The 18,554-nt window shown below is 70.7% G+C and carries 15 protein-coding genes; 8 read left to right on the top strand and 7 right to left on the bottom strand.

The window, feature by feature from the left end; translation table 11 throughout:
- Positions 1-110: 110 nt before the first annotated feature.
- Positions 111-647, top strand: coding sequence for a ferritin (locus ACFYE3_RS07160; RefSeq protein WP_380213986.1), 537 nt, complete (start codon positions 111-113; stop codon positions 645-647).
- Between the two features lie 218 nt (positions 648-865).
- Here ACFYE3_RS07160 and ACFYE3_RS07155 read toward each other — a convergent pair whose 3' ends face one another.
- The 5 genes from ACFYE3_RS07155 to ACFYE3_RS07135 form a co-directional block, all read right to left on the bottom strand.
- Positions 866-2,368: an amino acid permease gene (locus ACFYE3_RS07155; protein WP_387607454.1), complete on the bottom strand. Its 1,503-nt coding sequence runs from the start codon at positions 2,366-2,368 to the stop codon at positions 866-868.
- Positions 2,369-2,443: 75 nt separating this feature from the next.
- Positions 2,444-3,865, bottom strand: coding sequence for an NAD-dependent succinate-semialdehyde dehydrogenase (locus tag ACFYE3_RS07150; RefSeq protein WP_387607452.1), 1,422 nt, complete (start codon positions 3,863-3,865; stop codon positions 2,444-2,446).
- Between the two features lie 200 nt (positions 3,866-4,065).
- Positions 4,066-5,139: a threonine aldolase family protein gene (locus ACFYE3_RS07145; RefSeq protein ID WP_387607450.1), complete on the bottom strand. Its 1,074-nt coding sequence runs from the start codon at positions 5,137-5,139 to the stop codon at positions 4,066-4,068.
- 8 nt (positions 5,140-5,147) lie between these two features.
- The gene (locus ACFYE3_RS07140; RefSeq protein WP_387607448.1) at positions 5,148-5,819 is read right to left on the bottom strand and encodes an SDR family NAD(P)-dependent oxidoreductase; all 672 of its coding nucleotides are present in this window, start codon (positions 5,817-5,819) and stop codon (positions 5,148-5,150) included.
- Between the two features lie 3 nt (positions 5,820-5,822).
- Positions 5,823-7,253: a DUF6421 family protein gene (locus ACFYE3_RS07135; protein WP_387607446.1), complete on the bottom strand. Its 1,431-nt coding sequence runs from the start codon at positions 7,251-7,253 to the stop codon at positions 5,823-5,825.
- Positions 7,254-7,376: 123 nt separating this feature from the next.
- On the opposite strand from ACFYE3_RS07135, the gene ACFYE3_RS07130 reads away from it, so the two are divergent.
- Complete coding sequence (locus ACFYE3_RS07130; protein WP_368833736.1) at positions 7,377-7,829, top strand: Lrp/AsnC family transcriptional regulator; 453 nt, start codon at positions 7,377-7,379, stop codon at positions 7,827-7,829.
- Between the two features lie 178 nt (positions 7,830-8,007).
- Here ACFYE3_RS07130 and ACFYE3_RS07125 read toward each other — a convergent pair whose 3' ends face one another.
- Entirely contained in the window at positions 8,008-8,910 is a 903-nt protein-coding gene (locus ACFYE3_RS07125; protein ID WP_387607442.1) for a fumarylacetoacetate hydrolase family protein, read from the bottom strand.
- 264 nt (positions 8,911-9,174) lie between these two features.
- On the opposite strand from ACFYE3_RS07125, the gene ACFYE3_RS07120 reads away from it, so the two are divergent.
- Both ACFYE3_RS07120 and ACFYE3_RS07115 read left to right on the top strand, forming a co-directional pair.
- Entirely contained in the window at positions 9,175-10,506 is a 1,332-nt protein-coding gene (locus ACFYE3_RS07120) for an LLM class flavin-dependent oxidoreductase (protein WP_387607441.1), read from the top strand.
- A 46-nt stretch (positions 10,507-10,552) separates the two neighbouring features.
- Entirely contained in the window at positions 10,553-12,139 is a 1,587-nt protein-coding gene (locus ACFYE3_RS07115; protein ID WP_387607440.1) for an FAD-binding oxidoreductase, read from the top strand.
- Between the two features lie 28 nt (positions 12,140-12,167).
- Here the strand turns inward: ACFYE3_RS07115 and ACFYE3_RS07110 are convergent, their stop codons facing one another.
- Positions 12,168-12,857 carry a GntR family transcriptional regulator gene (locus tag ACFYE3_RS07110; RefSeq protein WP_387607438.1) on the bottom strand — a complete coding sequence of 230 codons (690 nt, stop codon included), beginning with the start codon at positions 12,855-12,857 and terminating at the stop codon, positions 12,168-12,170.
- A gap of 208 nt (positions 12,858-13,065) precedes the next feature.
- Here ACFYE3_RS07110 and ACFYE3_RS07105 point away from each other — a divergent pair, with 208 nt between their 5' ends.
- The 4 genes from ACFYE3_RS07105 (at position 13,066) to ACFYE3_RS07090 (ending at position 18,501) form a co-directional block, all read left to right on the top strand.
- Positions 13,066-14,547 carry a 4-hydroxyphenylacetate 3-hydroxylase N-terminal domain-containing protein gene (locus tag ACFYE3_RS07105; protein WP_387607435.1) on the top strand — a complete coding sequence of 494 codons (1,482 nt, stop codon included), beginning with the start codon at positions 13,066-13,068 and terminating at the stop codon, positions 14,545-14,547.
- A gap of 65 nt (positions 14,548-14,612) precedes the next feature.
- Entirely contained in the window at positions 14,613-15,497 is an 885-nt protein-coding gene (locus ACFYE3_RS07100) for a VOC family protein (protein WP_387607433.1), read from the top strand.
- Positions 15,498-15,638: 141 nt separating this feature from the next.
- Positions 15,639-17,087: an MFS transporter gene (locus ACFYE3_RS07095; RefSeq protein ID WP_387607431.1), complete on the top strand. Its 1,449-nt coding sequence runs from the start codon at positions 15,639-15,641 to the stop codon at positions 17,085-17,087.
- Position 17,088: 1 nt separating this feature from the next.
- The gene (locus ACFYE3_RS07090) at positions 17,089-18,501 is read left to right on the top strand and encodes an MmgE/PrpD family protein (protein WP_387607430.1); all 1,413 of its coding nucleotides are present in this window, start codon (positions 17,089-17,091) and stop codon (positions 18,499-18,501) included.
- Positions 18,502-18,554 lie beyond the last annotated feature (53 nt).

The raw sequence follows: 18,554 nt of genomic DNA, 5'->3' as shown, positions 1-18,554 counted from the left end.
TCGAATCCCGGACCCGAGCGACGATTCCTGCCGGTCCCGCCCCGGGCTCGCACCGGTGGCGCGGCCGGCACGTCGTCCGCCCGGGGACCCGCCGATGTCAGGAGATCCTGATGGCCCCCGAGACCTTCGACGAGCTGCTCACCCGCCAGGTGGGCCACGAGTTCGCCGCCTCCCACCAGTACATCGCCGTGGCGGTCTGGTTCGACAGCCAGGACCTTCCGCAGCTGGCCCGGCACTTCTACCGGCAGTCGCTGGAGGAGCGCAACCACGCCATGATGATCGTGCAGTACATCCTGGACCGCGACCTGCCCCTGACCATTCCCGGGGTGGGTGAGGTACGCAATGACTTCGCCGACGTCCGCGAGCCCCTGGCCCTGGCGCTGTCCCAGGAGCAGGAGGTCACTGAGCAGATCAAGGCGCTGTTCGCCGCGGCCCGGGCCGAGGGGGACGCTCTGGGGGAGCAGTTCATGCTCTGGTTCCTCAAGGAGCAGGTCGAGGAGGTCGCCTCGATGACCACGCTGGTGAACGTCGCGGCCCGGGCCGAGAACCTCTTCGACCTGGAGAACTTCGTGGCCCGGGAGCACGTCGGCGACGGCGGGCACGGCCATGACTCGGGGGCCCCGGCCGCCGCGGGCGGATCCGTCTGACCCGGCAGCCGTCCCCGCGCCCTGGCTCCTGGGCCCTCTCTCGCGCTCGCCCTCTCCCTCGCTGAATCCTCCGCCGAACCCCCACACCTCACTCGCCCGATGCGGCGAGTCCCCAGTCCTGTCGCGTTTCCCCACGATCGAACCTGGGGATGCGCGACAGGACTGGGGACTCGATGGGAGTGCTGGCCCGGAGCCTGGGGACTCGGCGGGAGTGCGGGTCAGTCGGTGGGGCGGGTGAGGTCGGCGTCCACGTAGCGGACCATCTTCGAGCCGGTCACCAGGCGGTGGCCCAGCCACAGGGCCAGGAACAGGGGCAGGCCGATGTAGGCCGACAGGGCGGCGAGCAGGTCGATGTCTCCGATGATGGCCTGGTAGTTCTGCCCGAGGATCACCACCGCGCACAGGGCCAGGGCGATCATGGGGCCCAGCGGGAAGAACCGTGCCCGGTAGGGCAGGTCGGCGAGGTCGTGGCCCTGGGCCGTGTAGGCCTTGCGGAAGCGGTAGTGGCTCCAGGCGATGCCCATCCACACGATGAACCCGGCCAGCCCCGAGGCGCTGACCAGCCACACGTACGCGGCGCCGTCGCCGATCAGGGTGGTGAGGAAGCAGGCGGCTCCCACGGCGGTCGTGGCGAGCAGGGCGTTCATCGGCACGCCGCGGCGGTTGACCTTCGCCAGGAACTTCGGCGCCTTGCCGCCTTCGGCCAGGGCCCAGAGCATGCGGGTGGAGGCGTAGAGCCCGGAGTTGCCGGCCGAGAGGATGGCGGTGAGGATCACCGCGTTCATCACCGAGGCCGCCGCGAGCACCCCGGCGTTCTCGAACACGAGGGTGAACGGGGAGATGGAGATGTCCTCGACCCCGCTGCCCAGCAGGAAGGGGCTGGTGTAGGGAATGAGGAAACCCACGATGGCGATGGCCCCGACGTAGAACAGCAGGATCCGCACGAACACGGTGCGGATGGCGCGCGGGACGTTCCTCTCCGGGTTCTCCGCCTCGCCGGCGGCGACGCCGACGAGCTCGGTGCCCTGGAAGGAGAAGCCGGCCACCATGAAGATCGCCAGGATCCCGGCCCCGCCCCCGACGAACGGGGCGTCCCCGGTGGTCCAGTTGCTGAAGCCGGGGGAGGTGCCGCCGATGATCCCGACGATCATGAGCACGCCCAGGACGAGGAAGACCACGATGGTGACCACCTTGATGAGGGAGAACCAGAACTCGCTCTCGCCGTAGGCGCGGGTGGACAGGGCGTTGAGGCCGAAGAGGATCGCGAGGAACAGCGCCGACCAGATCCAGGAGGGGACGTCGGGGAGCCAGTAGCGCATGATCAGCGCAGCGGCCACGAGTTCGGCGGCGACGGTGATCGCCCAGTTGTACCAGTAGTTCCAGCCGATGGCGAAGCCGAAGGAGGGGCTGACGAAGCGGGTGGAGTACTCCTCGAAGGCGCCGGAGACGGGCAGGTAGGTGGCCATCTCGCCGAGGCTCTGCATGAGCAGGAACACCATGAACCCGATGGCCACGTAGGCCAGCAGGGCCCCGCCGGGGCCGGCGGTGGCGATGGTGTTGCCCGAGGCCACGAACAGGCCGGTGCCGATGGCGCCGCCCATCGCGATCATGGTCAGGTGACGGGGCTTGAGACTGCGGCGCAGCCGTGCGTGCGCCTCCGCGGGAGTTGGTGCTCCCCGTCCGGTCGGGGTGGTCGTCTGGGGCGGTGCGATGGTGTCCACGGGAACCTTTCCTCGGAGGTGGCGGGTCTGCACGCCGGGGGCGGCCGGGGCGGTGTCCGACCGCCCCGGCCCGGGTCAGTCGTTGATGTAGAGCAGGCGCTTGTTGACGAACTCGTCCATGCCCAGCGGTCCCAGCTCCCGGCCGTAGCCGGAGCGCTTGACCCCGCCGAAGGGCATGCCGGCGCCCTCGGCCTCGGCGGCGTTGACGTTGGCCATCCCGCACTCCAGGCCCTCGGCGAGACGCCGGGCGCGGTCGGGGTCGGTGCTGAAGACCGCCCCGCCGAGCCCGTAGGGGGTGTCGTTGGCCAGGGCGAGTGCCTCGTCGTCGTCGGCCACCCGGTAGACCACCGCGACGGGACCGAAGAGCTCCTGATGGTAGGCGGCCATCTCGGGGGTGACGCCGGTGAGCACGGCCGGGGCCAGGTACGCCCCGGGACAATCGGTGAGGGTCCCGCCGGTGTGCAGGGTCGCCCCTGCCTCCACGGCCTCGCGGATCTGGGCGGCCAGGGTCTCGGCGGCGGCGCGGGAGGCCATCGGGGCGTAGGTGCCGTCGGCCTCGACGGACGGGTCGCCGGGCACCAGCGCGGCGGCCAGGCGGGTGAGCTCGGCGACGAACTCGTCGAAGATCCCGGCGGTGACGATCATGCGCTTGTTGGAGTTGCAGGCCTGGCCGGTGTTGCCCATCCGGGTGGCGAAGGCCGCCCGGGCGGAGGCGGCGACGTCGTCGGTGTCGAGCACCACGTAGGGGTCGGACCCGCCCAGCTCCAGCACGGCCTTCTTCAGGTTCCGCCCGGCGATCGCCGCCACGGCCGCCCCGGCGCGTTCGGACCCGGTCAGGGACACGCCCTGAACGCGGGGGTCGGCGATGATGTCCTCGATCTGGTCGTGGGAGGCGAAGAGGTTCGTGTACACCCCGGCGGGCACCCCGGCGTCGTCCATCAGCTGCTGGATGGCCAGGGCCGCCCGGGGGCAGGACTCGGCGTGCTTGAGCACGATCGTGTTGCCCAGCACGAGGTTGGGGGCGGCGAAACGGGCCACCTGGTAGTAGGGGTAGTTCCACGGCATGATCCCCAGCAGCACCCCGACCGGGCGCCGCTGGATCACGGCCCGACCGGTCCCGTGCGGGGTAGGCAGGGCCTGGTCGGCGGCCAGGGCCGGGCCCTGGGCGGCGAAGTAGGCGAGGATCTCGGCGCAGAACTGCGCCTCGTCCCGGGCCTCGGAGACCGGCTTGCCCATCTCCTGGGTGGCGATGACGGCCAGCTCGTCGGCGCGCTCGGCGAACAGCTCGCCGACCCGGGCGGCCACGGCGGCCCGCTCTTCGATCGGACGGGAGCGCCAGTCGCGGAAGGCGGTCCCGGCCGCGGTGAGCGCCTCCTCGACCTCGGTGTCAGTGGCGGTGGGGACCTCGGTCACGAGTTGACCGGTGGCGGGGTCGATGCTGCGGTAGGCGGGCCGGTCGGTGCCGGCGTGGGCGCGCAGGGCGGATGTGGCAGTCACGGTGGGTCTCCTTCGGGCAGGGGTGGGCGCGGGCACGGGTGGGCGCGGGCACGGGTGGGAGGCTCCTGGGGCGGAGCAGGGGAGAGCGCGGGCTGCGGGTGCGCAGGCTCGCCGGGTGGACGAGGGTGTGCTCGGCCGGCGGGGGCAGGAACCTGCCCCCGCCGGCACGGTAATGAGAAGCGGGCGGGCGCCCGCCGGGATCAGCCGACCGGGACGAGTTCCGACCGCAGCGCGGACAGGAAGGCGTCGACGTCCTCCGGCGTGGTGTCGAAGCTGCACACCCAGCGGACCTCGCCCTTGGCGGCGTCCCAGTCGTAGAACCGGAACCGCTGACGCAGGCGGTCCGCGAGGCCGGCGGGCAGGGTGGCGAAGACGGAGTTCACGTGCGTCTCCTGCGTGAAGGCGACGCCCGGCATCGACCCGTCGGCGATGCCCGCCTCGATGCCGTCGCGGAGGCGCCGGGCCATCGCGTTCGCGTGGCCCGCGTTGCGCAGGTACAGGTCGCCGTCCAGGAGCGCGAGCAGCTGGGCCGAGACGAACCGCATCTTCGAGGCCAGTTGCATCTGGTTCTTCCGCAGGTAGACCAGGCCCTGGGACGCGGCCTCGTTCAGGACCACCAGGGCCTCGGCGCCGAGGGCCCCGTTCTTGGTGCCGCCGAAGGCGAGCACGTCGACGCCGACGTCGGTGGTGAAGGCGCGCAGGGGCAGTCCCAGGGCGGCCGCCGCGTTCGAGAGCCGGGCCCCGTCCAGGTAGACGGACATGCCGTGGGCGTGCGCGTAGTCCGTGATGGCCCGGATCTCGTCCGGTGTGTACAGGGTGCCGAGCTCGGTGGACTGGGTGAGGTAGACGACGAGCGGCTGGGCGCGGTGCTCGTCCCCCCACCCCCAGGCCTCCGCGGCCATCAGCTCGGGCGTGAGCTTGCCGTCTTGCGTGGGGACGGGAAGGAGCTTGATGCCGGCGGACTTCTCGGGCGCGCCGCCCTCGTCGACATGGATGTGCGCGGTGTCCGCGCAGATCACGGCGCCCCAGCGCGGGAGCATCGACTGCAGCCCGACCACGTTGGCGCCGGTGCCGTTGAACATCGGCCACACCGAGGCGCCCGCGCCGAAGTGCTGCACGATCACGTCCTGCAGCCGTGCCGTGTACTCGTCCTCGCCGTAGGCGATCTGGTGGCCGCCGTTGGCCTCGACCAGGGCGTCCAGCACCTCCGGGTGGACCCCGGAGTAGTTGTCCGAGGCGAATCCCCTCAGCTCGGCGTCGTGGGACCTCTTCATGTGGTGCCTCATCCTTTTTCCTGCAGTTCGATGGTCGAGTCGTTCAGTTCCGGGGCCTCGGCGGCCCAGAGCCCGGCGTAGGCGGTCGCGAGCCGGTCCTCCAGGCCGGCCAGGGTCTTCACCCGGAAGATCACGGCCGCAGCGCGCAGCGGCTCGCCGGCCTCGCGGGCGGCCTTCGCATATCCCTGCGCCACCGCCCGGGTCCACGCCTCGCTCGCGGCCTTCACGGCGGCGTAGTTGGCGCCGCCGGCCAGCGGACGGTCCACCGCGGTCGAGGACACGATCGCCAACCGGCCCGCCGGTGAGGTCCGCAGGTCGTCGTCGAAGGCGCGGCTCAGGTGCCGCAGCGCGGAGAAGGAGGTCTCCAGCACGCGGTAGTCCTCCTCCGTCTGCCCGGCGAGCCCACCGCCGCCGCGCCAGCCGCCGACGAGGTGGAGGAGCCCGTCGATCGACCAGCCCCGGTCGTGCAGCCGGCGGGCGAGGTCGTCCACGGCGCGCTCGTCCGCGAGGTCCACGGTCTCCGTGTGCGCCCCCAGCGCTGCGAGAGGAGCGAGCTTCTCCGCGTGGCGCCCCGTGGCGACGACGCGGGCCCCGGCCGAGGTCAGGGCACGCGCCGCCGCCAGACCGGACGCACTGGTGGCGCCCGCGATCAGTACGGTGCGCCCGGTCAGGTCGGTCATGGCTCAATCGTCCGTGGCGCGGATGCCGGTCGTCGACGCGATGACGCTCTTCATCTTCTTCTCGAGCGCCTCGAAGAACATCGACAGCGGGAACTCGTCGTCCAGCACCAGGTCCGTGTAGCCTCGCGGCGGCCCGGCCAGCACCTCGCGGGGGAGCCCTTCCGCCCACACCGAGGCGGGGTTCGGGGCGACGACGGAGGCGATGAGCTCGTACGCCTTCATCCAGTGCACCGTCTTGGGCCGGTCGATCGACTCCCAGTACAGCTGGTCGATCGCCTCGCCGAGCTCGACGACCGCGTCGGCGACCCGGTCCCAGTCGAAGCTGAGCTCGACGTCCCGCCACTGCAGGACATGCTTCCGGTGGAGCCAGGCGAACAGCAGCTGCCCGCCCAGCCCGTCGTAGTTGCGCACCCGCGAACCGGTGATGGCGAAACGGAAGATCCGGTCGAAGATCACCGCGTACTGCACGAGCTTCCCGTGCCGACAGGTCTGCTCCTCGATCTCGGTGAGCTCTTCACCGGCGGCTCTGCGCGCCGTGAGCGCCCGCTCGATCGTGACCGACTCCCGGAACGCCGTCAGGTCGCAGCGCAGCTCCTCCAGGGAGTACAGGAAGAACGGCATCCGCTGCTTGATCATGAAGGGATCGAACGGCAGATCGCCGCGCATGTGCGTGCGGTCGTGGATGATGTCCCACATCACGAAGGTCTTCTCGGCGAGATCCTGATCGGCGAGCAGCGCCGCGGCGTCCTCGGGCAGGTCCAGCTTCGTGATGTCGGCCGCCGCGGTGACCACGCGACGGTAGCGTGCCGCCTCACGGTCCTGGAAGATGGCGCCCCAGGTGAACGTCGGGATCTCCCGCACGGCGACCGTCTCGGGGAACAGGACCGCGGAGTTGGAGTCGTAGCCCGGGGTGAAGTCGATCAGCCGCAGGGACACGAACAGCTTGTTGCCGTAGTGCCCGGCCTCGAGCTCGGCGATGAACTCCGGCCAGATGGTCTCGACGATCAAGGCCTCGACGTGCCGGTTCGCCGAGCCGTTCTGGGTGTGCATGGGGAACACGACGAGGTGCCGGATGCCGTCGACGCGGTGCTGCTGCGGCTGGAACTCGACGAGGGAGTCGAGGAAGTCCGGCTCCCCGAAGCCACCGTCCGCCCAGCGCGCGAAGTCGCGGGGCAGGGCCGCCAGGTACGCCGCGTCGTGCGGGAACAGCGGGGCGAGCTCGGCGATCGACTCCACGATCACCTCGACGTGGTCGCGCGCCGTCGGGTGGTCAGCGAGCTCGGGGATCGACCCGTCCTTGACCTGCAGGGCCTGCAGAGCGGTGGCTGCCGACCGGAGCCGGAGCCAGGCCGGGCTCGACTCCACGGTGCGGGCATCCTCCACGACCTCAGGTTCGCCGATGATGGCCTGCACCGCCTGCAGAGACGTGGACATTGAAACCCTCCTGTCGTAGATCAGCGGAAATTTTCCGGTGATGACGATCACACACAGGAACATTCACATGTGCTCGCGGGGCTGTCAACCCCTTCGGCGCGATCAGCTGGTAGCGTTCGGCCCATGGACGACCCCATGGACGTGCGACTGGCCACCGAGGTGTCCCACGACCCGCGCGCCACCCTCGCCCAGCTGTCCGAGCGGGTCGGCCTCTCGGTCTCGGCCGTGCAGGCGCGCCTGCGCAAGCTCGAGAGCAGTGGTGTGATCGTCGGGTACCAGGCGATCCTCGACCCCGAGGCCATCGGCAAGCCGCTCGCGGCCTTCATCGAGATCACGCCGCTCGATCCCCGTCAGCCCGACAACGCCCCCGAGCTCCTGCAGTCGATCACGGCGATCGAGGCCTGCCACTCGGTGGCCGGGGACTCCGCCTACATGCTGTTCGTCCGGGTGGCCTCGCCGAAGGCGCTCGAGGCCCTCGTCAACGAGGTGCGCCACGTGGCCTCCGTCAACACCCGCACCACAGTGGTGCTGCAGAGCTTCTACGAGCACCGGCCGATGCTCCCCGCCGAGGGCTGAGGCGCCCGGTGCCGGTAGCCCCCGCCGGTGGGTGCCGGCCGTCGAGGGTCCCGGCGGCACCGGTCGCGGCCCCGACGCCGGGCGGGGCGGCACGGCGAAACGGCGGCGGGCCGGCTCCTGCGTCCTGGGGACGCGAGAACCGGCCGGCCGCCGTCGTTATCGGAGGTCTGGTCCGGGGTCAGCCGGCGTGGGCGAGGGAGCCCGCCTCCTGCGCGGTCTGCTCCCCGGCGGACTCGTCCACCACGGTGTTGCGCAGCACGCCCAGGCCGGTCACCTCGACCTCGACCTCGTCGCCCGCGGTCAGCAGGCCGCCCTCGCCCCAGAAGAGGCCGACACCGCCGGGGGTGCCGGTGACGATCACATCACCGGGGTGCAGTCGGGTGAAGCCGGTGACGTAGGAGATCAGCGTGGGGATGTCGAAGTAGAGGTCGGCGACCGAGGCGTGCTGGCGGACCTCGCCGTTGACGCGGGTCTCGAGCGTCAGCTCGCGGACGTCGCCCACGTCCGAGGCGGGGACCAGGTAGGGGCCGAACCCGCCGGTGGCCGGGAAGTTCTTCCCCGGGATCCACTGGCTGGCGGCCTTCTGCCAGTCGCGCACCGAGAAGTCGTTGTAATTGGCGTACCCGGCCACGTGGTCGAAGGCGTCCTCCGGGGCCACGTGCCACGCCTCCTTGCCGATCACCAGGGCCATCTCGCCCTCGTAGTCGAACTTCTCGGTCGAGGCGGGCCTGACCGCCGGGGCGAGGTGGCCCATCTGCGTGTCGGCGAAGCGGGTGAAGACCGTCGGCGCCGTCTGCCCCGTCTTGCCGGACTCCTCCTGGTGGGTCCGGTAGTTGACGCCGATGCAGATGATCTTCCCGGGCTCGGTCAGGCAGGGCAGGTAGGTGATGTCCTCCTCGGCGTGGGCGGGGGCGCCCTCGAGGTCGGCGGAGGTCAGCCGTCCGAAGACGCCCGCGGCCACCGCCGCGTGGAGCGAGGGGGCCAGGTCCTTGCCGGAGGGGCCGAGGTCGTGCACGGTGCCGTGGTCGGCCACGCCCCAGGTGGCGCTGCCGGCGGGGGCGGAGAAGCTGACGTAGTTCACAGAGGTCTCCTATCGAGTCGAGTGGTGTGCGTCCTCGGGCCTTCCTCGGTGAGGGCGTGATGCCGAGCGGTGACGTGGATCTCACGCTAGCCAGCAGTCCTGCATTTGGCAACTAAAAAATATTCTTTGGAAGAGATTGCGCAAAGACTGGAAAAATGTCGTCCAGGGGGACATGCTGTGTGATGACGATCTCAGTGGCCCCGCGCCACGCCGTTCCCGCTCGACGCCGGGAGGGGTTCGACTCTTTGGAAAGGACGAGCGCTGATGAGCACTCCCAAGCCGGCCCAGCACATGATTCTGACGACCTTCATGCTCCCCGCGGGGTACCACAAGGACAGCTGGCGCATGGACGGCAGCAGGGCGGAGGAGCTGGGCAACCTCGACTTCGTCCTGGAGCTCACCCAGATGGCCGAGGCGGCGAAGCTGGACGCCGTCTTCTTCGGGGACGTGGTGCACGCGAACACGCTGCTGCGCGGGGACATCAAGATGAACGGCTTCTACGAGCCGGTCACGGTGCTCGCGGCGCTCGCCGCGCGCACGAAGCACATCGGCCTGGTGGGCACGCTCTCCACCTCGTTCTCGGAGCCCTACAACGTGGCGCGGCAGCTCTGCGGCCTCGACCACATGTCGGGCGGCCGCGCCGGCTGGAACATCGTGACGTCCTCCGACGGCTTCCAGAACTACGGGATCGAGGAGGCGCCGGACCCCGCGACCCGGTACCGCCGGGCCACCGAGTTCGTCGACGTGGTGCGCCGCCTCTGGGACTCCTGGGACGACGGCGCGGTGGTCGTCGACCGCGACTCCGGGGAGTACCTGGACCGGGCCCGGCTGCACCCGATCGACCACGAGGGCGAGTTCTTCCGCGTCCAGGGCCCGCTGAACATGCCCACCAGTCCGCAGCGGCACCCCGTGCTCGCGCAGGCCGGCTCCTCGGGGCCCGGCATGGACCTGGGCTCCTCGATCGGCGACATGATCTACACCGCGCAGCCGAACAAGGAGCCCTCGATCGAGTTCTACGCGAAGTTCAAGCAGATGGCCAAGGCCAAGGGGCGTAACCCGGACCACGTCAAGATCGTCCCGGGCATCCTGCCGATCCTCGGCGACACCGAGGCGGAGGCCCGCGAGCTGGCCGACGAGCTGGGCCGTCACGTCCACCTCGAGAACGGCCGGGCGCAGGTCGGCGCCGACCTGCGCATGGACCTGTCCTCGCTGGACTACGACGAGCGCATCCCGGCGGAGTGGTTCCGCGACGACGACGCCTACGGCAGCCGCTACAAGATCTACCGCATGAAGTCCGTGGACATGGGCATGACGCTGCGCGAGCTGATCGTCGACCTCGCCCGCTCCACGGGCCACCAGTGGATGGCGGGGACTCCCTCGCAGGTCGCGGACCGGATGGTCGACTGGTTCGAGTCCAAGGCCTGCGACGGCTTCAACCTGAACTCCCCGTTCAACCCGGTCGGCTTCCAGCTGATCTGCGACAAGCTCGTGCCCGAGCTGCAGGACCGCGGGTACTTCCGGACCGAGTACGAGGGCGCCACGTTCCGGCAGAACCTCGGCCTTCCCGAGGTCTCCCCGTCGCTCCTGCCGGCCTGAGACCGTCCGGCCCCGCTCCGTCCACCCATCCGAGAGAGGTATGACAATGACTGAACTGTCCGTGGGGTCCGCCCTCGACGTCGAGGGCGCGCGGGAGGACTTCCTGCGGCGGGCCGAGAGCATCGTCGGGGCCGAGAACGTGATCCGCCCGGAGACGACCGAGGGCTACCGGGACCCCTATCCGCTGCGGCCCGGCCGGTCGCCCTGGCCCGGGGTGCGGCCCGCGGACACCGCCGAGGTGCAGGCCCTGGTCCGGCTCGCGAACGAGACCGGGACCCCGATGTGGACCTTCTCCCGCGGCAAGAACCTCGGCTACGGCGGGCCGGAGCCGCGCGACCGGAGCACGGTCGCCCTCGACCTGGGGCGCATGAACCGCATCCTCGAGGTGGACGACCGGCTCTGCTACGCCGTCGTCGAGCCCGGGGTGACGTTCTTCGACCTGTACGAGCACATCCAGGAGCGCGGCCTGAAGGTCTGGCTCTCCGTCCCGGCGCTGGGCTGGGGCTCCGTCCTGGGCAATGCGCTGGACCGCGGCTACGGCATGACCCCGCTGGGCGACCACTCCAAGCAGATCTGCGGCATGGAGGTCGTCCTGCCGGACGGCGAGCTGCTGCGGACCGGGATGGGGGCGATGAGCGGCACCGGCCTCGGGCCGATCTTCCAGGGCGGCTTCGGGCCCACGCTCGACGGGCTGTTCACCCAGTCCAACCTGGGGGTCGTGACGAGCATCGGACTCTGGCTGATGCCGTGGCCGGAGGTCTACGTCAACGGCGACGTCACCGTCGAGCGGGAGGAGGATCTGCCGCAGCTGATCGACATCCTCACCCAGCTGCGGCGCGAGGACGTCATCCAGAACAACGCCCTGTGCGGGAACGTGGTGCGCGCGGTGACCATGAACGGCCCGCGGTCCCGCTGGTACCAGGGGGAGGGGTCCATCCCGCCCGAGCGCCTCGAGGAGATCCGCCAGGAACTGGGCATCGGCCAGTGGAACGCCAAGTTCGGCATCTACGGGGACAAGGGCCTGGCCGAGCGCCGCCTGGAGATCATCCGGGAGCGGTTCGCGGACCTGGAGGGCTTCACGGTCAACGCACGGCTCTACGAGGCGGCGGAGGGGGCGCGCGTGGCCTACGCGGACATCGCCGACCAGGACCGCACCCAGATGGCCGGCGTGCCCACGCTCAAGCCCCTGGGCACGATCAACTACATGGCCGAGAACGGCGGGCACATCGACGCCGCCCCGATCCTGCCCGCCCGCGGGGAGGAGGTCTGGGACTTCTACCAGGAGGTCAAGGACCTGTACACCGAGTACGGCTTCGACCTGTACATCGGCTACCACCTCTACCCCCGCCACATGGTGCACGTGACCATGATCTACTTCGAGAACGACAACGAGGAGATGCTCGGCCGGGCGCGGGAGCTGTACGGGCGCCTGCTGGACGCCGCCCGCCGCCGCGGGTACGCGCCCTACCGCAGCCACATCGACTACATGGACCGCATCGCCGACGGGTTCGACTTCAACGACCACGCCGTGCGGCGCTTCCAGGAGCGGCTGAAGGACGCCGTGGACCCCGCAGGCATCCTCGCCCCGGGCAAGCAGGGCGTCTGGCCCGCACGGTACCGGGACGGCCGCTGAGCCCGCCGGGCCTGCCGGCGGGCGGCCGTCACGCCGACGCCGGCAGGCCCACCTCCACGCCGAGCGTGGCGATGGCCTCCAGGGTGCCCCGGTAGTGGTCGGCCAGCAGACTCGATGTGGTCTCCGCGTCACGGGCCAGGGCGGCCTCGAGAATGGCCTGGTGCTCCGCGGACAGGTCCCGTCCGCTCCAGTTCGTCGCCGAGGTCGCCCAGCAGTTGTAGAGCTGCGCCAGGTCGGACAGCGTGTTCGTCAGGTCGATCAGCGCCGGGATCCCGCAGGCGGCGAGCAGCTGGGCGTGGAACGACTGGTGCGCGACGGCCCACTCGGCGGTCAGCCGGTTGTCCTCGTCCCTGCTGGGCGTGCGCTCCATTGTGTGGTGGGCGGCCATGAGCTCGCCCTCCCACGCCAGATCGCCTCGCTCGATGGCCAGGGTGACCCCGAACTGCTCGTTGACGCACCGCAGCTCCGTGATGTCCCGCAGTTCGTCCAGGGACAGGGTGGGCACGAAGAAGCCGCGGTTGGGGCGCAGGACCACCAGCCGCTCGCCCGCCAGGCGCGTGAGCGCCTCCCGCACGACCGTGGACGACGTGGTGAACTGCTCCGAGATCTGGTTCAGCTGGAGCCGGTCGCCCGGCGCCCACCGTCCGCTGAGCATGTTGGTGCGCAGCTCGTCGCGGAGGTGCTTGGAGAGCGTTTCGGCGTCAGTGCGTTTGGCCATGCGCACAGTCTACGTTCTGCGCCGATCTTGTACATCGATGGCAAAAAAAGATCCAACCCACGTCACCGGTCGATGTGCATTTTCAGTGCAGATTGTCTTCTTTTGAGTACGACCGACTATTGCGTGCATCACAACCACATCGTAGACTCGTCCGCAGAGAAAATATTTTAATGATCAAAATGCACCCTGATGAACCATGGGAGACGACATGACAGCCAGGACTGGAGTTCAGTACAAGGCCGGCCTTGACGACGGCCGCGAGGTGTGGCTGGGCGACGAACGGATCGACATCACCACCCACCCCGCGCTGGTCCGGTCCATCGAGGGAATGGCGGGCTACTTCGACTACCAGCACGACCACGCCGAGGACGTCCTCATGCCGGCCCCGGACGGGGGGCGGATGAACGTCTCCCATCTGCTGCCGCGCAGCGCGCAGGACCTCGAGCGCCGGCACGTGGCCTTCGACCGTCTCGCCCGCTACTCGGTGGGCATGCTGGGCCGCACCCCGGACTACGTGAACGTGGTCCTCGCCGGTCACGTCTCCCGCCGCGACATCTTCGAGCAGTACGGCGACCCCGTCTTCCACGACCGCCTGGCGGCCTACCAGCGCGAGGTGATCGACGGTGACCTGGCGCTGACCCACACCATCGTGCACGCGGCCATCGACAAGTCGACCGGCGAGTTCGAGGGCGTCAACGAGGACCTGACCCTGCGGGTCGTCGACCGGACCGTCGACGGCCTCGTGGTGCGCGGCGCCAAGATGCTCGCGACCCTCGGCCCGATCGCCGACGAGCTCTACGTGTACCCCGCCACCCCGATCCGTCCCGGGGACGAGGCCCACGCCGTGTCCTTCGCGATCCCGGTCAACACCCCCGGGGTGGTCTCCGTGTGCCGCGACCCGTACGTGGTGGACATGGAGGTCGTGGACCGGCCGTTCTCCGCCCGCTTCGACGAGCAGGACGCCGTCGTCATCTTCGAGGACGTCCTGGTGCCCTGGCACCGGGTGTTCATCGACGGCAACCTCGACGTCTACAACCGCCTCAACGGGGGCACCGCCACCGGCAACACCCAGCAGCAGACCGCCATCCGGGCCTGCGTGAAGCTGGAGTTCGCCTACGACCTGTGCGTGCAGATGGCCAAGGCCACCGGCACGGACACCAAGCCCGAGACGGCCTCCGTGCTGGGCGAGATCTACTCCTACCTGCGCATCGCCCGGGCCGTGGTCCACTCCGCCGAGGTGAAGTCCTCGGACTGGGGCGGGGGCGCCTGGTTCTGCCACGACGACATCTCGTCCCTGCGCACCATGATGCCGATCTGGATGGCGCGGGTGAACGACATCATCAAGACCCTGGGCTCGCACAACCTGCTGGCCACGCCGACCGCGGCGGCCTTCGACCACCCCCGGCTGGGCCCGCTGGTGGAGCAGTACCTGCCCGGGGCCCAGGGCATCTCCGCCCGGGAGCGGGCACGGATCTTCCGCACCGCGTGGGACTTCGCCGGATCCGCCCTGGGCTCGCGCAACGAGCTCTACGAGCGCTTCTACCTCGGCTCGGTGGGACGGGCCCGGGGGCTCGACCACCGCAAGGCCCAGGCCAAGGGCGAGACGGGCGCGTACCGCGCTCTGTTCGAGGACGCCGGCATCCCGCAGGCCGACGACGCCGTGCCGCAGCCCGTCGCCGTCGTCAACTGAACCCAGCCGAGCAGGCCGGTGGGCCGTGGCGCACACCGGCAACGACAAGGAATGAGGAAGCAGATATGTCCTGGGGACTGATCAGCGAGATGGGGCACGTGGGCATCCAGACCACCGACGTCGAGGCCTCCGTCCGGGACGCGACCCAGCTGCTGGGCCTGCGCGTCACCGAGCAGGCGGGCGACGCCGTGTACCTGGCCGCCGGCGACGTGCACCACGAGCTCGTCTACCGGGAGTCGGACGTCATCGGCGTGGACTCCCTCGGGCTGGTGGCCCGTGACGGGGACGCCCTGAAGACCGTCCGGCGCCGCGTCGAGGACGAGAACCTCGAGGTGCTCACCGACCTGCCCCGCACCGCCGGGGTGGAGGACGGCTTCAGCTTCGTCGGCCCCGAGGGGTGGGTCTTCGAGATCACCATCGGCCGGCAGGCGGACGTGGCCGCGCAGAAGGGCTTCGGGCCGGACCGCTACGGCCACCTCAACTTCCACCCCCGGAACACCCGCTCCATGATGCAGTTCCTGCGGCGGGTCCTGGACTTCCGCCTCTCCGACGTGATCGGCGACGACTACGCCTACTTCATGCGGTGCAACCCGGACCACCACGGGATCGCCCTGCTGCCGGGGAAGGGCACCTTCCACCACCACGCGTGGCAGACCCAGTCCGTGGCGGACCTGGCCAAGCTGGGCGACCGGCTGAACAAGGTCGGCCGGGACCTGATCTGGGGCCCGGTACGCCATGGTGCAGGTCACAACATCGCCGCATATTATGTCGAGCACTCGGGAGCGGTCGTGGAGCTGTACACGGATCTGGAGCAGATCTACGACGACAACCGGGAGCCGATCGTCTGGGGCGCCGAGGACAACTGGTGGAACATGTGGAGCGACTACCGTCCCCTGGACTTCCGCGACTTCGGCATCCCTCCCGTGGTCCGCCGCCTCACCGCGGTCTGACCCGACCCGCCTCCCCGGGCGCACGCCACGAGCCGCGGCGCCCGCCTCCTCCCCTGCCAGCCGTCATCGCCGCCGGCCCGGGCCTTCCACCCCGTCGGCGATTCCACCCGGTGCCACCGCGGCGCCCGGAAGTTGGAGCTCATGTCTCAGCAGAACCGGACCCCTGGGGTCCCCGGGGGTCCGTCGACCCCCTCCCGTCCCGACACCCTGAACACGAAGGAACTGCGCCGTGTCCTCGGGTCCAGCATGCTCGGCTCGATCATCGAGTACTACGACTTCATCCTGTACGCGACGGCGGCCGCCATCGTCTTCGACAAGGTCTTCTTCGCGAACCTCGACCCGGCCCTGGCGCTCTTCGCCTCCTTCGGCACCCTGGCCGCCGGGTACGTGGCGCGGCCCCTGGGCGGCCTGGTCTTCGGCCACTTCGGCGACCGGGTGGGCCGCAAGCAGATGCTCGTGGTGTCGATGATGATGATGGGCGCCGCCACGATCGCCATCGGCCTGCTGCCCACCCCGGAGGTGCTCGGCTGGATCTCCCCGGTGATCCTGGTGCTCCTGCGCATGGTGCAGGGGATCTCCGTCGGCGGCGAGTGGGGCGGGGCCACGCTCATGGCGCTGGAGCACGCCCCGGCCTCCCGCCGCGGGTTCGCCGCGGCCTTCGCCAATGCCGGCGGCCCCGCGGGCGGTCTGCTGGCCACGCTGGTGGTCTCCGCGACCTCGGCGCTGACCGGTGACCAGTTCCTCGAGTGGGGCTGGCGGGTGCCGTTCCTGCTGAGCGCGGTGCTCATCGTCATCGGCATGGTGATCCGCCTCAAGGTGGCGGAGTCGCCGGTGTTCCAGCAGCTGGCCGCTGAGGCCGAGCAGCTCGAGGAGACCCGGAAGACCCCGCTGGGCGAGATCCTGGCCCGGCACTCCAGGACCGTGGGCCTGACCCTGGTCGCCAGCCTCGGCTTCTACGCCTGCCAGGGCATCCTGACCTCCTGGGGCGTGGCGCAGGCCGTCAACAACGGCATCGACCGTGAGTGGGTGCTCAACTGGAAGGGCGTCGCGGCGATCGTCACCGTGGCCGTCTCCTTCCTGGCCGCCCGGATGAGCGACCGCATCGGCCGCCGGACCGTGCTCACGGTCGGCGCCGTGGCCGGGATCGTCCTCGCGTGGCCGATCCTCGTGATGCTCACGAGCGGCAGCCCCTGGCTGTTCGTCGCGGCGATCCTCATCGGCAACGGCCTGGTCCAGGGCATCCTCGCCGGGCCGATCGGGGCCTTCATCTCCGAGCTGTTCCCGCCGCGCGTGCGCTACACCGGCGCCTCGCTGTCCTACCAGCTGGCCTCCACGCTCGGGGCAGGCTTCACGCCCATGATCGTCACGGGCCTGATGATCGCCGGCGGCCTGCCGCTGGTCGGCGTCTTCTGGGTCGCCGTGCTCGTGGCCGGCCTGATCTGCATCCGCCGCGTCCCCGAGGGCGCGGAGGGAATGCAGAGCACCCACCTGGAGCGCGCCCGGTTCAAGGCCACCAAGCGCATCGCCACTCGCAGCGCCCCGCGGGAGACCGTGGACGCCGGCCACGGAGCGTCCGGCGACGGGGCCTGAGATGGGCGGCGACGGGCAGCTCACCGCGGAGGTCACCCTCACGGACCGCCTGCTCCACCACGCCCACCGGGTCCGGTTCGAGGACTTCAACGTCGCCGTGCTGGAACGGGCCCGGCACCGGGTGCTCGACGCCCTCGGCAACATCGCCGCCGGCCACCGCGCCCAGGGCATGGAGCAGCTGGTCGAGACCGTCGTCGGCTGGGGCGGGCGCGAGGACGCGCCCGTCCTGGGGGACGGGCGCAGGATCCCGGCCCACCACGCCGCGATGCTCAACGCGGCCCTCATGCGCTCGTTCGACTTCGAGCCGGTCGGCGCCGAAGGACCGGGGCGGCGTCAGGTCGCGGCGCACATCTCCGGCACGACCGTGCCCGTCGCCCTCGCCGTCGGGGAGCGCGAACGGGCCGACGGCCGGCAGCTGCTGACGGCCCTGCTGGCGGGCGAGGACATCGCCGCCCGGCTCGCGTTCGGCTCGGGCTTCGACGTCTACTCCGGCCAGGACAACACGGGCACCGTCAACGGCGTGGGGGCCACCGTGGTCGCCTGCCTGCTGATGGGACTGGACGAGACCCGCACCCGGCACGCGGTCGGCATCGCGGTCAACCAGCTCGCGGGCACCGTGGCCGGCATCTTCGACCGGGCCGGCGTCTTCAAGCTGCCCATGGCCTTCGCGGCGCGCAACGCGATCACCGCAGCCGAGATGGCCGCTGCGGGCGTGACCGGGCCGGAGGACCCGCTGGGCGGCCGGTTCGGGTTCCTGCAGACCTACTGCACCGACCCCGACCCGGAGGTGATGGTCGAGCGCCTGGGGGAGGAGTTCTACGCGGACGCCGTGATCAAGCCGTGGTCGTGCTGCCGCGCCGCGCACCCCTCGCTGGACGCCTGCGTGCGGCTGGTCGAGGAAGGTGGGCTCGACCCGGAGCGGATCGAGCAGGTGGTCGTCCATGTGACGCCGCGGACGGCCGGGGGCTTCGTCGGCCAGCCCTTCGAGCCGGGGGAGTGCCCCGAGGTCTCCGCGGCCTTCAGCATCCAGTACACCGCGGCCGCCGCACTGGTCTTCGGCACGGTCCGCCCGGAGCACCTCGGGCCGCAGGCGGTGGCGGACCCCCGGGTCCGGGCCCTCCTGGGCGTCACCGAGATCCGCGGCACACTCGACGACCGCGAGGTGCTGACGGCGGAGGTCGAGGTGCACCTCTCCGACGGCAGCGTGCGCCGGCAGCGGGTGGACGCCCCGCGCGGCGACGTCCACCACGCCCCGCTGTCCGAGGAGCAGATCCTGGAGAAGTACCGGCTCAACACCGCCTTCTCCCACCGGATCAGCCCCGCGCGCGCCGAGCGGGCCGCGGCCACGGTCGCGCACCTCGAGGACCTCGAGAACGTCGGTGCGCTGACGGGCTGCTTCGTGCCGGAGCACTGAGCACGCCCGGTGGCCGTGCCGGCCCGGCACCCGAGCACAGAGGGAGGGGGTGG

It is taken from the genome of Kocuria arenosa (assembly GCF_042879215.1).
Lineage (GTDB): Bacteria > Actinomycetota > Actinomycetes > Actinomycetales > Micrococcaceae > Kocuria > Kocuria arenosa.
Note: the sequence above shows the minus strand (reverse complement) of the source record. Positions and strands in the feature narration are given on the sequence as shown.

Coding starts and splice junctions, on each gene's coding strand:
- ACFYE3_RS07140 (WP_387607448.1), bottom strand. CDS start 5,819: ATGACCGACCTGACCGGGCGCACCGTACTGATCGCGGGCGCCACCAGT.
- ACFYE3_RS07090 (WP_387607430.1), top strand. CDS start 17,089: ATGGGCGGCGACGGGCAGCTCACCGCGGAGGTCACCCTCACGGACCGC.
- ACFYE3_RS07120 (WP_387607441.1), top strand. CDS start 9,175: ATGAGCACTCCCAAGCCGGCCCAGCACATGATTCTGACGACCTTCATG.
- ACFYE3_RS07100 (WP_387607433.1), top strand. CDS start 14,613: ATGTCCTGGGGACTGATCAGCGAGATGGGGCACGTGGGCATCCAGACC.
- ACFYE3_RS07095 (WP_387607431.1), top strand. CDS start 15,639: ATGTCTCAGCAGAACCGGACCCCTGGGGTCCCCGGGGGTCCGTCGACC.
- ACFYE3_RS07105 (WP_387607435.1), top strand. CDS start 13,066: ATGACAGCCAGGACTGGAGTTCAGTACAAGGCCGGCCTTGACGACGGC.
- ACFYE3_RS07115 (WP_387607440.1), top strand. CDS start 10,553: ATGACTGAACTGTCCGTGGGGTCCGCCCTCGACGTCGAGGGCGCGCGG.
- ACFYE3_RS07160 (WP_380213986.1), top strand. CDS start 111: ATGGCCCCCGAGACCTTCGACGAGCTGCTCACCCGCCAGGTGGGCCAC.
- ACFYE3_RS07135 (WP_387607446.1), bottom strand. CDS start 7,253: ATGTCCACGTCTCTGCAGGCGGTGCAGGCCATCATCGGCGAACCTGAG.
- ACFYE3_RS07145 (WP_387607450.1), bottom strand. CDS start 5,139: ATGAAGAGGTCCCACGACGCCGAGCTGAGGGGATTCGCCTCGGACAAC.
- ACFYE3_RS07110 (WP_387607438.1), bottom strand. CDS start 12,857: ATGGCCAAACGCACTGACGCCGAAACGCTCTCCAAGCACCTCCGCGAC.
- ACFYE3_RS07130 (WP_368833736.1), top strand. CDS start 7,377: ATGGACGACCCCATGGACGTGCGACTGGCCACCGAGGTGTCCCACGAC.